Annotated in this window: 13 protein-coding genes; 5 read left to right on the plus strand and 8 right to left on the minus strand. The window is 73.7% G+C overall.

Going from position 1 to position 12024, the window contains the following annotated elements; translation table 11 throughout:
* Positions 1 to 71: 71 nt before the first annotated feature.
* From AB0H71_RS00210 to AB0H71_RS00225, 4 genes are all read right to left on the minus strand, one after another.
* A complete protein-coding gene (locus AB0H71_RS00210) occupies positions 72 to 470 on the minus strand; it encodes a DUF779 domain-containing protein (protein WP_357013102.1) in 399 nt (132 codons plus the stop codon).
* A complete protein-coding gene (gene adh, locus AB0H71_RS00215; protein ID WP_357013104.1) occupies positions 470 to 1987 on the minus strand; it encodes an aldehyde dehydrogenase in 1518 nt (505 codons plus the stop codon). Before adh ends, AB0H71_RS00210 begins: the two co-directional genes overlap by 1 nt.
* A 179-nt stretch (positions 1988 to 2166) precedes the next feature.
* Complete coding sequence (locus tag AB0H71_RS00220) at positions 2167 to 3402, minus strand: transcriptional regulator (RefSeq protein ID WP_357013106.1); 1236 nt, start codon at positions 3400 to 3402, stop codon at positions 2167 to 2169.
* 140 nt (positions 3403 to 3542) lie between these two features.
* Complete coding sequence (locus AB0H71_RS00225; RefSeq protein ID WP_357013108.1) at positions 3543 to 3899, minus strand: Lsr2 family protein; 357 nt, start codon at positions 3897 to 3899, stop codon at positions 3543 to 3545.
* A gap of 311 nt (positions 3900 to 4210) precedes the next feature.
* Between AB0H71_RS00225 and AB0H71_RS00230 the strand changes: the two genes are divergently transcribed.
* Complete coding sequence (locus tag AB0H71_RS00230) at positions 4211 to 4354, plus strand: hypothetical protein (protein ID WP_357013109.1); 144 nt, start codon at positions 4211 to 4213, stop codon at positions 4352 to 4354.
* Between the two features lie 10 nt (positions 4355 to 4364).
* Here the strand turns inward: AB0H71_RS00230 and AB0H71_RS00235 are convergent, their stop codons facing one another.
* The gene (locus AB0H71_RS00235) at positions 4365 to 4829 is read right to left on the minus strand and encodes a hypothetical protein (protein ID WP_357013111.1); all 465 of its coding nucleotides are present in this window, start codon (positions 4827 to 4829) and stop codon (positions 4365 to 4367) included.
* Positions 4830 to 4934: 105 nt separating this feature from the next.
* Here AB0H71_RS00235 and AB0H71_RS00240 point away from each other — a divergent pair, with 105 nt between their 5' ends.
* Positions 4935 to 5672 (plus strand): ATP-binding protein, encoded by a 738-nt coding sequence (locus tag AB0H71_RS00240; protein WP_357013113.1) that lies wholly within the window; start codon positions 4935 to 4937, stop codon positions 5670 to 5672.
* On the opposite strand, the gene AB0H71_RS00245 is transcribed toward AB0H71_RS00240, so the two are convergent.
* A complete protein-coding gene (locus AB0H71_RS00245) occupies positions 5673 to 6026 on the minus strand; it encodes a hypothetical protein (RefSeq protein WP_357013115.1) in 354 nt (117 codons plus the stop codon).
* A gap of 104 nt (positions 6027 to 6130) precedes the next feature.
* Here AB0H71_RS00245 and AB0H71_RS00250 point away from each other — a divergent pair, with 104 nt between their 5' ends.
* The 3 genes from AB0H71_RS00250 (at position 6131) to AB0H71_RS00260 (ending at position 7813) form a co-directional block, all read left to right on the plus strand.
* Complete coding sequence (locus AB0H71_RS00250; RefSeq protein WP_357013117.1) at positions 6131 to 6565, plus strand: organic hydroperoxide resistance protein; 435 nt, start codon at positions 6131 to 6133, stop codon at positions 6563 to 6565.
* A gap of 72 nt (positions 6566 to 6637) precedes the next feature.
* On the plus strand, positions 6638 to 7231 hold the full coding sequence (locus tag AB0H71_RS00255; RefSeq protein WP_357013119.1) for a MarR family transcriptional regulator: 594 nt from the start codon (positions 6638 to 6640) through the stop codon (positions 7229 to 7231).
* A 114-nt stretch (positions 7232 to 7345) separates the two neighbouring features.
* Entirely contained in the window at positions 7346 to 7813 is a 468-nt protein-coding gene (locus AB0H71_RS00260; RefSeq protein ID WP_357013122.1) for a DUF4254 domain-containing protein, read from the plus strand.
* 7 nt (positions 7814 to 7820) lie between these two features.
* Here the strand turns inward: AB0H71_RS00260 and AB0H71_RS00265 are convergent, their stop codons facing one another.
* Together AB0H71_RS00265 and AB0H71_RS00270 are read right to left on the minus strand one after the other, a co-directional pair.
* Positions 7821 to 9020 carry a MarP family serine protease gene (locus tag AB0H71_RS00265; RefSeq protein WP_357013125.1) on the minus strand — a complete coding sequence of 400 codons (1200 nt, stop codon included), beginning with the start codon at positions 9018 to 9020 and terminating at the stop codon, positions 7821 to 7823.
* A 94-nt stretch (positions 9021 to 9114) separates the two neighbouring features.
* Positions 9115 to 11886 (minus strand): fumarate reductase/succinate dehydrogenase flavoprotein subunit, encoded by a 2772-nt coding sequence (locus AB0H71_RS00270; protein WP_357013127.1) that lies wholly within the window; start codon positions 11884 to 11886, stop codon positions 9115 to 9117.
* Between the last annotated feature and the right edge of the window lie 138 nt (positions 11887 to 12024).

Here is a 12024-nt window from a genome sequence, read left to right on the forward strand (position 1 = left end):
GGGGCTGGCTCGGCGCCGGAACGCGCGGCAGGCCGGGCACCCGCGCGGTGCCCGGCCCACCGCTGCGGGGGCTATCCCTCGTACTCGGCCCCGGTGGCCGGCGGCGGCTCCGCGGCCAGCGCCAGCACCTCGTCGTCGGTGAGCAGCCGCGACCGGATGAGGAACCGCACCCCCTCCGGCGCCTCCAGCGAGAAGCCGCTGCCCCGGCCGGGCACCACGTCCACGGTGAGGTGCGTGTGCTTCCAGTACTCGTACTGGTCCGCGCTCATCCAGAACGGGGTGTCGCCGGCCACCCGCCCGAGCAGCACGTCGGCCGAGCCGACCCGGAACTCGGTGCGCGGATAGCACATCGGCGCACTGCCGTCGCAGCAACCGCCGGACTGGTGGAACATCACCGGCCCGTGCTGCGCCGTCAGGGCGCGCAGCAGCTCGGTCGCCGTGTCGGTGAGCTCCACCCGGGGCACCGCCATCAGAAGAAGCCCTGCTTATTGGGGGAGTAGCTGACCAGCAGGTTCTTGGTCTGCTGGTAGTGCTCCAGCATCATGCGGTGGTTCTCCCGCCCGATGCCCGACTTCTTGTAGCCGCCGAACGCCGCGTGCGCCGGGTAGGCGTGGTAGCAGTTGGTCCAGACCCGGCCCGCCTTGATCTCCCGGCCCAGCCGGTAGGCGGTGTTCATATCCCGCGACCAGACACCGGCGCCGAGCCCGTACAGGGTGTCGTTGGCGATCTTGAGCGCCTCGTCCACCGAGTCGAAGGTCGTCACCGAGACCACCGGGCCGAAGATCTCCTCCTGGAAGATCCGCATGTCGTTGCGGCCCTTGAAGATGGTCGGCTCGACGTAGAACCCGTTCGGCAGCCCGTCCACCGAGCGGGTGCCGCCGCCGGTGAGCACCTCGGCGCCCTCCTGCCGCCCGATATCGATGTAGGAGAGGATCTTCTCGAACTGGTCGTTGCTGGCCTGCGCGCCGATCATGGTGGCATCGTCGAGCGGGTTGCCGCTCACGATCGCCTCGGTGCGCGCCACCGCCCGCTCCATGAACTCGTCGTAGATCGAGGAGTGCACCAGCGCGCGGGACGGGCAGGTGCAGACCTCGCCCTGGTTCAGCGCGAACATGACGAAGCCCTCGATCGCCTTGTCGAAGAACTCGTCGTCCGCGGCGGCCACGTCGGGCAGGAAGATGTTCGGGCTCTTGCCGCCGAGCTCGAGGGTGACCGGGATGATGTTCTCGCTGGCGTACTGCATGATCAGCCGGCCGGTGGTGGTCTCGCCGGTGAACGCGATCTTGGCCACCCGCGGGCTGGAGGCCAGCGGCTTACCCGCCTCCACACCGAAGCCGTTGACCACGTTCAGCACGCCGGGCGGAAGCAGGTCGGCGATGAGCTCGACCACCTTGAGGATGGAGGCCGGGGTCTGCTCGGCCGGCTTGAGCACGACGGCATTGCCCGCGGCCAGCGCCGGGGCCAGCTTCCAGGTGGCCATGAGGATCGGGAAGTTCCACGGGATGATCTGGCCGACCACGCCGAGCGGCTCGTGGAAGTGGTAGGCGACGGTGTCGCCGTCGATCTCCGAGATGCCGCCCTCCTGGGCGCGCAGCGCGCCGGCGAAGTAGCGGAAGTGGTCGACGGCGAGCGGCAGGTCGGCGGCGAGCGTCTCGCGGACCGGCTTGCCGTTCTCCCAGGTCTCCGCGACGGCGAGCGCGGTGAGGTTCTCCTCGATGCGGTCGGCGATGCGGTTCAGGATATTGGCGCGCTCGGTGGTGGAGGTGCGGCCCCAGCCCTCGGCGGCCTGGTGCGCGGCGTCCAGCGCGCGGTCGACGTCGGGGGCGGTGGAGCGGGCGACCTCGGTGAAGGTGGCGCCGTCCACCGGGGAGGGGTTCTCGAAGTAGCGGCCCTCCGCCGGGGCCACCCAGTCACCGCCGATGAAGTTGTCGTATCGGCGGGCGTACTCGACGACGCTGCCCTCGGCTCCCGGCTTCGCGTAGATCATGGCGGACGACTCCTCGCTGTTGGCGACAGTGAACCCACGGCGCACGGCCGTGACGCGTGTCACTATGCGCCGCCGAGGTTGGGGAAACGTTGACGCCGTCTCCGCTGTCGCGGCGGCGGCCTGCCACGCGCGCGGGCGCGTCGGGCGCAGTGCGGATCACGCGCGGCAGAATCGGGCTTTCAGTCGCGCAAGGCGGAGTGGAGCCGAGCTGCGGCGATGGCACGCCTCGTGTCGCCGGGGGCGAGGAGGGTGAGGGCGTGCTCGTGCACGGCGATATCGGCGGCGGCGAACTCGCCGTAGCGCAGGGCGTGCGCGGGGTCGGGGCTGGAGAGCACGGCGGTGCGGATGGCCACCTCCAGATGGTCCCGCCACGTGACGATTCCGGGGGTGTCCGATCCCGGCAGCAGCGGCCCCCGGTACAGCTCGACGGCGGTGCCGGTGTCCCCGGACTCCAGCGCGGCGAGCAGCTCGACGGCATCGCAGGCGGGCGGGTGCGCCAGCCGGTAGACCCGGCTGCTGATCTCCCCGTCGGTGGCCCGGCGCAGGTACGACATCTCCGACTTGAGCGTGCTCGTCCCCACCGGCCGGTCGCCGTAGACCGCGAAGTGCAGCCGCTCGTGCGTGAACCCCTCCGGCTCCAGCGCCAGCAGCGTGAGGATCTCCAGGTGCCGGGGGCGCAGCCGCACCGGCCCGCCCGCGCGCACCAGCTCGGCGCCGCCGAGGCAGCGCAGCCGCATCCCGGGCGCGGCGGGCGCACCGGCCCGCACCCGCGCCTCGATCGCGGTGGCCAGCGCCATGGCGGTGGACATGGCGAGCGGGTGCGCCCGGTCCCAGGCGGTGGAGAGGTCGAGCACGCCGAGCTGCCTGCCGTCCGGGCCGTGGATCGGCGCGCAGTAGCAGACCCAGCCGTGCAACGCGGCGACCAGGTGCTCGGCGGAGAAGACGGTGTGCGGCCGCTCGGTGCGCAGCGCCAGCGAGAGCGCGTTGGTGCCCATGTGCGGCTCGTCCCAGCGGCCGCCGGGGGCGAAGTTCACCTGTTCGGCGCGGCGGCGCATGACCGGCCCGCCGTAGGACCAGAGAATGGTGCCGCTCTCGTCGGTGACGGCGGCGACGAAGCCGGAGCCGTCGGCCACCGCGCGCAGCTGATCGGCGAGTTCCAGGACGGGGGTGCGCAGCGGGGACGCGGCCCAGCGGGTCCGGACGTCGACGGCGTCGCCGGGCGCGTGCTCCCGGCCGGGATCGACGGTGCGCAGCGAGCGCGCCCAGGACTGCGCCACCGCGGAGTCGAGCGCGCCGGGCCGCGCGAGTTCGGCCGGGGGCCGGATGACATCCGGGCCCGGCGGGCGGGGGACCCGGCGGGTCCATTCCGCTTCGAGGGCAGCTCGTCGCTGCGAGAGGCTACGCCGCTGGGCCATCCCGCGATCCTGGGGTCGTTGGGTTCGGTGGTGCGCCGACCACCATTCTGCCCGGCGCGGCGCCGCACGGGGCCGGAAATCGGGCGCGAGCGGGGGCGGGCCGGGGAAACGGTGCGTCGGCCCGCCTGCCGCGCGGCGGGTCAGCCCTCCGCGTCGCTGTTCGCGGCGCGGTAGGCCTGCTGCACCTCGGCCGGGATCCGGCCACGGGCGGAGACCTCGAACCCGTTGCTGCGGGCCCACTCCCGGATCGCGGCGGTCTGCTCGCGGTTGTCCGCGGACTTGGCGCGCGGGGCGGGGTTCTTGGGCTGGCGCCGTCTGCCGCTCACCCGGCGGGCGTGCTTGGCCCACGACTCCAGCTCGTCGCGCAGCTTCTTCGCGTTGGCGCTGGACAGATCGATTTCGTAACCGACTCCGTCGAGCGCGAACTCGATCGTTTCGTCCGCGACCGACTCGCCGTCGAGATCGTCGATGGTCTGGACGATGACCTTCTTGGCCATGCTTGTGTTTTGCCCCTTTCCGGACGCCGGATTCGACAGCACGACATTACATCCCATTCCGCGTTGCGCGGTGCCGCGGTGTTCGGTAATCGATAGCGAATTCGCACCCCGGCCGGCACCGGGAATTGCCGCCGGTGGCGGCCCCGGGAATTTGCCGCGCGCCGGTGACCCAATTCACAGGGGTGTTGCGGTATGGATCGCGTGTGGCGATGAGTTAGGGGTAATAGCCGAGCAGGCGCAGGTGGCGCCCCCGGGCCCGGGTAGCGGGCGCGGGACGGAGCACGCGTACGCGGCGGAGAGGGGCACGGGTCATGTCGATGTTCCCGGTGTTGCTGATGGTCCTTGGTCTTCCCGTGCTCGCGGTGGTCGCCTCCTACCTCACGGTGGGTGCCACCTTCTGGCTGGAAGCGCGGCGCGCCGCCGTCGAACTGCCCGAGCGCCCCGCGGGCAGCTGACCCGCTATTCCTACTCCGGGGGAACGGCCGAATGGCCCTTGCGCCCGTGCGTCCGCCTGGCTTCCTTCATCTCCGCCTCGAATAGGTGGCGCCTGCCGTCGAACAGCGTGTCGCGGACATCCCGTTCGATCTCCCGGAAGTGCGCGTAGTAGCCGTCGTCGAACTCCTCGACGATCTGGAAGGTCCACCGCCCCGGCAGCACATTGCGGCCGATCAGGTCGCGCTCGATGCGCTCCGCGATCTCCGGGTGCCCGGCCTCCCGGAACTTCGACACCGCCTCGTCCAGCCGCAGGTCGGCGCCGCCGATCAGCTGATGCAGCTCGTAGAGGTGGCCGCGGGCGCGCTCGATGGTCTCCAGCGCCTCGGAGAGCTTGCCGCCCGCCGCGACCGCGGCGTCGTCGACCCCGGGCGGCCTGCGATGCTCGGGGGACGGGTGGTCGGTGATCGCGGTGCTCTCGGTGGCCGTTTCGGTCATGTGGCGTCCCTTTCTCGATCGTCCCCTGATGCTGTGCGGCCGCTATACCCGCTGGCCCGGCCGTGAATCGCGGTTGAGCGCGGTGCGGACGGGTAGCCGATCCGAGTGGAGCGGATCAGTGGCGGGACGGTGTCCTGGCGGCCCGAAGTCACGGGGGAGTGCGCGGTGCTGCGGCCGCGCGGTGTGCTGGACGCCGAGACCTCCCGGCGCTTCGGCGCCGACCTGGTGCGGTTCGCCGTGGAGCAGCCACGGGCGCTGATCGTCGCGCTGGACGAGCTGGAGTGCACCGACGACGGCGCGCTCACAGTCTTCAGCGTGGTCCGGTTCCGGGTGGGTGACTGGCCGGGGGTGCCGATCCTGCTGGTCGCCGCGGCCGAGCCGCTGCGCCGCCGGGTGGCGGCCGCGGTGCGCCGGGTGCCGGTGCTGGAGTCCGAGGCGGCCGCGCTGGCCGCGGCGCCCCCGGTGCCGCGCGGGCACCGGGCCCGGCTGGACATGGCCGCCGCCGCGGCCAGCGCCCAGTGCGCGCGCGAGTTCGTGGCCCGGATGTGCGTGCGCTGGCGCACCGCCGAGATCTTCACCGACGCGCAGCTGCTCGTCACCGAGCTGGTGGAGAACGCGGTGCGGCACGGTGCGGGCGACGTCGGGGTCCGGCTGGAGCTGCGGGCGGACGGGCTCACCGTCGCGGTGGCCGACGCCGATCCGCACCCCGCCGTGCTGCGCGAGCCCGCCGCGGGCGAGGTGCAGGCGTACGGGCTGCACGTCGTCGCCGACCTCGCCAGGGCGTGGGGCTGCGCGCCGCGCTGGCCGTCCGGGAAGGTGGTGTGGGCGACGCTGCCGGTGTGATCACCCGGCCAGCGCGCCGCCGCCGATCGACAGGTAGGCCATGAAGAGCACGAGGGCGAACCAGCCCGCGCCCTGCCAGATCGGCCAGCCGCCGCCGCGCCGCCACACCCGGAAGGTCTGCACGAAGGCGCCGATCGCGCCGAGCAGCAGCGCCGCCGCGGGCGCGAGCAGCGTGACGCCCTGCGCCGCGGTGTCGCAGAGCATGCGGTCGCCCGCGCACGCGTCCCGGCCGCTCGCCCAGAGCACGCAGACCCCGAAGACCGCGGCGGTGACCACCAGCACCGCCGCCAGGTAGCGGGCCGCGCCGCGCACGGCGCCCGGGTCGTTCCAGCGCTTCTCGACGTCGTTCACCACGGGCCCCGGATTGCCGGAGGGGCTCGTCACAAACATTGTGCACAACTGAATTGCTCGCTACTGTCGGAATGGTCCGACGAACACGACCCCCGAGGAGTTCGACGATGAAGATCCTGTACACCGCGACGGCCACCGCGACCGGCGCCGGCCGAGGGGGCCACGTCACCTCCTCCGACGCCGCGCTCGACCTGGATCTGGTGATCCCGGCCGAGATGGGCGGCTCCGGCGGTGCGGGCACCAACCCCGAGCAGCTCTTCGCCGCCGGGTACGCCGCCTGCTTCCACAGCGCGCTGCAGGTGGTCGCGCGGCGGGAGAAGGTCACCATCGCCGACTCGTCGGTGACCGGCGAGGTCGGCATCGGCCCGGACGGCACCGGTTTCGGGCTCGCCGTCACCCTGACCGTCGCGCTGCCCGGCGTCGAGACCGCCCGCGCCGAGGAGCTGGTGACCGCCGCGCATCAGGTGTGCCCCTACTCCAATGCCACCCGCGGCAATGTCGACGTGCAGCTGAAGGTGGCCGAGACCAGCGCCGCGAGCTGATCCGGCGCAGACCGCGCGGTATACCCCGCCGACCCGGCCCGCCCGGGTCGGCGGAATGCGTACAGTGCAGCTATGTCCGAGGCACCGTTGCCCGATACCGCCCGAGAATCCGAATTCCGCCCGCACCGGAGCGCAGGGGCCGCGCTACCCGGCGCCGACCCGCTCTCGCTCACCGCACAGCTCTGCTTCGCGCTCTACTCCACCTCCCGCTCGATGACCGCGGCCTACCGTCCCTTCCTGGACGAGATGCGGGTGACCTACCCGCAGTACCTGGCGCTGCTGGCGCTCTGGGAGCGCCCCGGCATGACCATGCGCGAGCTCGGCGAGAAGCTGCACCTCGACTACGGCACCGTCTCCCCGCTCATCCAGCGGTTGCAGGCGCACGGCCTGGTGGAGAGCGTGCGCAGCGCGCACGACCGGCGCGCGGTGGAGCTGCGCGCCACCGAGGCGGGCCGCGCGCTGCAGCGCCAGGCCCGCCGCATGGTGGAATCCGTGCTGGCCGAGGTGGATTACCCGCTGGACCGGGTGATCGCGCTGCGCGACGAGGTCAAAGCGCTCGGCAGGCGGCTGGATGCCATCACCGCCGATCGGCAGCACGCCGCGGAGCTCTCCGCGCTCGCCCCGGAGCGGCTACGCCCGCCCGCGGTGGCCGGCGCGCGGGGCTGACCACCCGTCATGTCACGGCCGGAGAAACGCGATCTGCGCCACGGTTTCCGGTGGGCATAGCGCGTGAATCCGGGGTGATGTGACTCGTGTCGCCGTGGACGGGAGGTCGGTCCGATGACAGCGCACCAGGTCCGGCGCGCGCTGCCCGAGACCGAGCCGCCGGCCGATCCGGTGCTCCCGTCCAAGGACGAGCTGCTGGCCGCGCTGCGCGGCCACTACCTCCAGGGCCCGCTCTGCCGGGAGGCGCACGCGCTGGCCCAGCTGCACCGGGCCCGGCGCAGGCTGCCCGCCCGGGCCGCCGAATTCGATCGCGAGCGCACCGAGCTGGTGCGCCGCATCGACGGCTGGGTGCGGCGCAACCTGCCCGCGCCGCGCGCCGGGGTGCGGCGCCACCCGGAGACGCTCGGCACCGTCCTCGACCGGATGGCGGCCGCCTGTGAGCGCGCCTTCGACCTGCTCATGACCATCGACCCGGGCAGCGACGAGATGCACGCGGCCTGGACCGCGCTGGCCGAGCAGGAGATCGGCTACGGCGAGCTGAGCGCGGCGCTGGAGAGCGGCTGGCTCGCGCTGCCCCGCTGAGCCGGGGTCAGGGGGCGCAGTTCCCGGCGCCGACGGGGGTGCCCGCGTGCCAGCGTCCGCCCAGCTGCTCCAGGACGTCGGGCAGCGCGGAGGCGTAGCCGAGTTCGCCGCGCTCCTCGTCCACCCCGAAGACCACGCCGAGCACCCGGCCCTGCGGATCCACCAGCGGGCCACCGGAATTGCCGCCGCGGATCTCGCCCGCCACCGCGTAGAACTTCCGCTCCACGCCCGCGGTGCGGTAGATGTCGCGCACCGGGCGCTGCAGCCGGCTCCGCACCCGGGCCGCGCTCGCGGTGTACGGGCCGCCCTGCGGGTAGCCGAGGACCACGGCGTCGGCGCCCGGCTCGGCGGGCAGCGGCGCGATCGGCACCGGGGCCGCGGTGAGCCCGGGGACGGCGAGCACCGCGATATCGATGGCCGGCTCGAACTGCACCACCTGGGCGTCGAGCGGGCCGTCGGCGGTGTCCACGGAGATATCGGTGGCGCCCGCGACCACGTGCGCGTTGGTCAGCACCCGCTCCGGGGCGATCACGAAACCGCTTCCGGTCTGGCGCAGTCCGCAGTCCGCGGCGATATCGCGGATCCGGAGCACGCTCGGCTCCAGCGCGGCGGTGAGCGGCAGCCCGGCCGCCGCCGGGTCCGGCTGTTCCCGGGAGCGCGGGGTCTCCTCGCGCGGCCAGCTGGAGGCGGCGGGCAGCCCGGCGTCGCGCAGCGGCTCGGCGATTCGCTCCGGCAGCCCGGCGGCCCAGCCGGGGGCCAGGTCGTCCACGGTGCGCAGCACCACCGAGCCCTGCACCGCCTGCGCCTGCGCGGAGCCGGCCAGGGCGCCCGCCACCAGCCAGACCAGCACCGGCACCGCGGCGGCGTGCGTGAGCGCACCGCCGATCGCGTCGGCCCGCCTGGTTCCGCTGCCGCGCACGGCGTTCCTGGCCGAGCGGCCGATGCGGTGGCCGATCAGCTCGCCGGTGATCAGGAAGATCGCGACCACCGCGACCACCACGGTGAGCCGGGGCCAGCCCGGCTGCACCCGGTGCAGCACCCCGCCCGCCAGCAGCGCGCCGAGCACGGCGCCGAGAATCACCCCGGCGAAGCCGAGCAGCCCGACGATCGCGCCGCGCCGCCAGCCCGCCAGCGCGGCGAGCACCGCGGCGCCGAGCACGACGAGATCGAGCCAGATCGCCACCGTCACGCCGCGTCTCCCGTCCACCGGTCCGAGCCGACCCACCACCGGGCCGACCGCGCCCGGCAACCGCGGGCCGCTCGGGGGCCGGCCACGGTCACGCCGCCAAACTAGCGAGCCGTCACCGGGGCAGCAACCGCGCCGCGCGGCGCGCGTACGCCCTGACATCGGCATCGCTGTCGTGTACCGCGCGGGCCAGCGCGTCCTGCGCGTCGTCCCGCTCGGCACGAGCGCTCACCGACAGTACCGCCGCCTTGCGCACATCCAGGTGCGGATCGTCCAGCGCGGTGCTCAGGGCCGGGATCGCGGCGTCCGGGGCCGCCCCGGCCAGCCCCTTGGCCGCGCCCACCCTGACCTGCCAGGCGGTGTCGGAGAGCGCCGCGATCAGCAGGGCCACATCGTCGCCGGGGGCGGGGGCTTTCTTGCGTCCCGGAAGTGGTTCCAGCGGCCCCTCGGCGCCGAGCGGGCCGAAGGCGGCGAGGGCGGCGGCGCGGACCAGGGCGTCGGGGTCGGCGGCGAGGGTGCGGATGACCGGGCGGGCACCGGCCGCGACGGCCACCGGTCCGATCTCGGCCAGCCCCTGCGCCACGACGACGCGCACCTCGCGGTTGGGGTCGCCCGCCAGCGCGGCGACACCTTCGGCCTGGTCCAGCGAGACGAGCCCGCGCACCGCCTCCAGCCGCACCCGGTGGTGCGGATCGCGCGCCGCGGCGGCGAACCATTCCGGGGAGCCGCCGCGCAGCGCGCGCACGAGATCAACCACGGTGGCGCGCACCCCGGCGTCGGGCGAGCCGATCCGCTCCGGCAGCCCGGCGTGCTCGGGCAGCACCTCCACCAGCTCGCGCAGGCTGTCCGCGGCGGCACGGCGCACGGTGACCGCGGCGTCGTCCAGCGCCCGGATGAGCGCGCCGGCGAAGCCCTCCGGGGTGTGCTCGGTGAGCACCGAGAGCGCGGCCACCCGCACCACCGGGTCGGGATCGCCGAGGTACGGCTCCAGCTCGGCGACGTCCGGCGCGTCCAGCGCCAGCAGCGTGACGATCCGCGGCGAGGGCGCCTCCTCGCGCAGCACCGGCTCGATCCGCTCCGGCGCCGGCTGCCCGGTACCGCGGGCCACCACCGGCTCCGGGGTGCGCACCGGCACCTCGGCCGGCAGCGCGCCCGGCACGTCGTCGAACTCCGGCACCGGCACCAGGTACGGCGCCACCGCGCGCTTGACGAACTCCATCTCGCCCGCGCCGTTCTTGCGCAGGTTCAGGTGGTAGCGCCAGTCGACGTCGTCGCGCTCGGGCAGGTCGGCGCGGTCGTGGTAGAGCCCCCAGCGGGATTCGGTGCGGGTCAGCGAGCTGCGCGCCGCCATCTCCGCGCAGTCCCGGATGAACGACACCTCCGCGGCGCGCATGAGCTCGTGCGCGGTGCGCGCCCCGATCCCGGCGACCTCGGTGCGCATGCGCTCGAAGGTCTCCACCGCCAGCGAGAGCTTGGCCGCGGTCTTCGGCGGCGCCACGTAGTCGTTGACGAAGCGGCGCAGCTTGTACTCCACCTGGGGCTGCGGCGGCCCCTCCGGATTGCGCAGCGGCCGGTAGATCAGCTCGTGCGCCGCGGCCAGCTGGCCGGCGGGGAGCTCGGCGGGGGCCTCCAGCCCGTCGAGCGTGGAGGCCGCGTGCTCACCGGCGAGATCGCCGTAGACGAAGGCGCCGATCATGTAGTTGTGCGGCACGCAGGCCAGGTCGCCCGCCGCGTACAGCCCGGGGACGGTGGTGCGGGCGTGGTCGTCCACCCACACCCCGGACGCCGAATGCCCGCCGCAGAGCCCGATCTCGGAGATGTGCATCTCGATGTCGTGGGTGCGGTAGTCGTGGCCGCGATTGGCGTGGAAGGTGCCGCGGGTCGGCCGCTCGGTGGTGTGCAGGATGCCCTCCAGGGTGGAGAGCGTCTCCTCCGGCAGGTGCGACACCTTGAGGTAGATGGGGCCGCGGGCGGATTCGATCTCCCGCTTGACCTCGGCCATCATCGCGCCCGACCAGTAGTCGGAGTCGACGAAGCGCTCGCCGTGCGCGTTCACCTGGTACCCGCCGAACGGGTTGGCGACGTAGGCGCAGGCCGGGCCGTTGTAATCCTTGATCAGCGGGTTGATCTGGAAGCACTCGATGCCGGAGAGTTCCGCGCCGGCGTGGTAGGCCATGGAGTAGCCGTCGCCGGCGTTGGTCGGGTTCTCGTAGGTGCCGTAGAGGTAGCCGGAGGCGGGCAGCCCGAGGCGGCCGCACGGGCCGGTCGCCAGGATCACCGCCTTGGCGCCCACGGTGACGAACTCGCCGGTGCGGGTGTTCAGGGCGGCGGCGCCGACCGCGCGGCCGCCGTCGGTGAGCACCCGGACCGGCATGAGCCGGTTCTCGATCCGGATGCGCTCGCGCATGGTGCGCTGGCGCAGCACCCGGTACAGCGCCTTCTTGACGTCCTTGCCCTCCGGCATGGGCAGCACGTAGGAGCCCGAGCGGTGCACCCGGCGCACCGCGTACTCGCCGTACGCGTCCTTCTCGAACTTCACCCCGTACCGCTCCAGCCGCTGCACCATGGCGAAGCCGCGGGTGGCCGTCTGGTAGACGGTGCGCTGGTCCACGATGCCGTCGTTGGCGCGGGTGATCTCGGCGACGTAGTCCTCCGGCTCGGCCTTGCCGGGGACGACGGCATTGTTCACGCCGTCCATGCCCATGGCGAGCGCGCCGGAGTGCCGCACGTGCGCCTTCTCCAGCAGCAGCACGTTCGCGCCGCGCTCGGCGGCGGAGAGCGCGGCCATGGTGCCCGCGGTGCCGCCGCCGATCACCAGGACGTCGCAGTCCAGGCGGATAGCGTCGGCGAGGTCGGGGATGCTCGGCGTCGGAGCGGGGGCGGTCATGCGGGGCCTCCAACGGTCGGGGAGTGCGGGGTCGCGCACCGGATCCGGGCGCGGCCGCGGGACGTGGTCGTCCGGAGGAGTGCTCCGGTCGGAGCCGGTACCGCGGGGTCACGCCCCGCTGCGGGCGACTTGGTGCGC

This window comes from Nocardia sp. NPDC050697, from assembly GCF_040654395.1.
In the GTDB taxonomy this organism is placed as follows: Bacteria; Actinomycetota; Actinomycetes; order Mycobacteriales; family Mycobacteriaceae; genus Nocardia.

Excerpts from the sequence above, each read along its gene's own strand:
- AB0H71_RS00210 (WP_357013102.1), bottom strand. The coding sequence starts at position 470 with ATGGCGGTGCCCCGGGTGGAGCTCACCGACACGGCGACCGAGCTGCTG.
- adh (WP_357013104.1), bottom strand. The coding sequence starts at position 1,987 with ATGATCTACGCGAAGCCGGGAGCCGAGGGCAGCGTCGTCGAGTACGCC.
- AB0H71_RS00220 (WP_357013106.1), bottom strand. The coding sequence starts at position 3,402 with ATGGCCCAGCGGCGTAGCCTCTCGCAGCGACGAGCTGCCCTCGAAGCG.
- AB0H71_RS00225 (WP_357013108.1), bottom strand. The coding sequence starts at position 3,899 with ATGGCCAAGAAGGTCATCGTCCAGACCATCGACGATCTCGACGGCGAG.
- AB0H71_RS00230 (WP_357013109.1), top strand. The coding sequence starts at position 4,211 with ATGTCGATGTTCCCGGTGTTGCTGATGGTCCTTGGTCTTCCCGTGCTC.
- AB0H71_RS00235 (WP_357013111.1), bottom strand. The coding sequence starts at position 4,829 with ATGACCGAAACGGCCACCGAGAGCACCGCGATCACCGACCACCCGTCC.
- AB0H71_RS00250 (WP_357013117.1), top strand. The coding sequence starts at position 6,131 with ATGAAGATCCTGTACACCGCGACGGCCACCGCGACCGGCGCCGGCCGA.
- AB0H71_RS00255 (WP_357013119.1), top strand. The coding sequence starts at position 6,638 with ATGTCCGAGGCACCGTTGCCCGATACCGCCCGAGAATCCGAATTCCGC.
- AB0H71_RS00260 (WP_357013122.1), top strand. The coding sequence starts at position 7,346 with ATGACAGCGCACCAGGTCCGGCGCGCGCTGCCCGAGACCGAGCCGCCG.
- AB0H71_RS00270 (WP_357013127.1), bottom strand. The coding sequence starts at position 11,886 with ATGACCGCCCCCGCTCCGACGCCGAGCATCCCCGACCTCGCCGACGCT.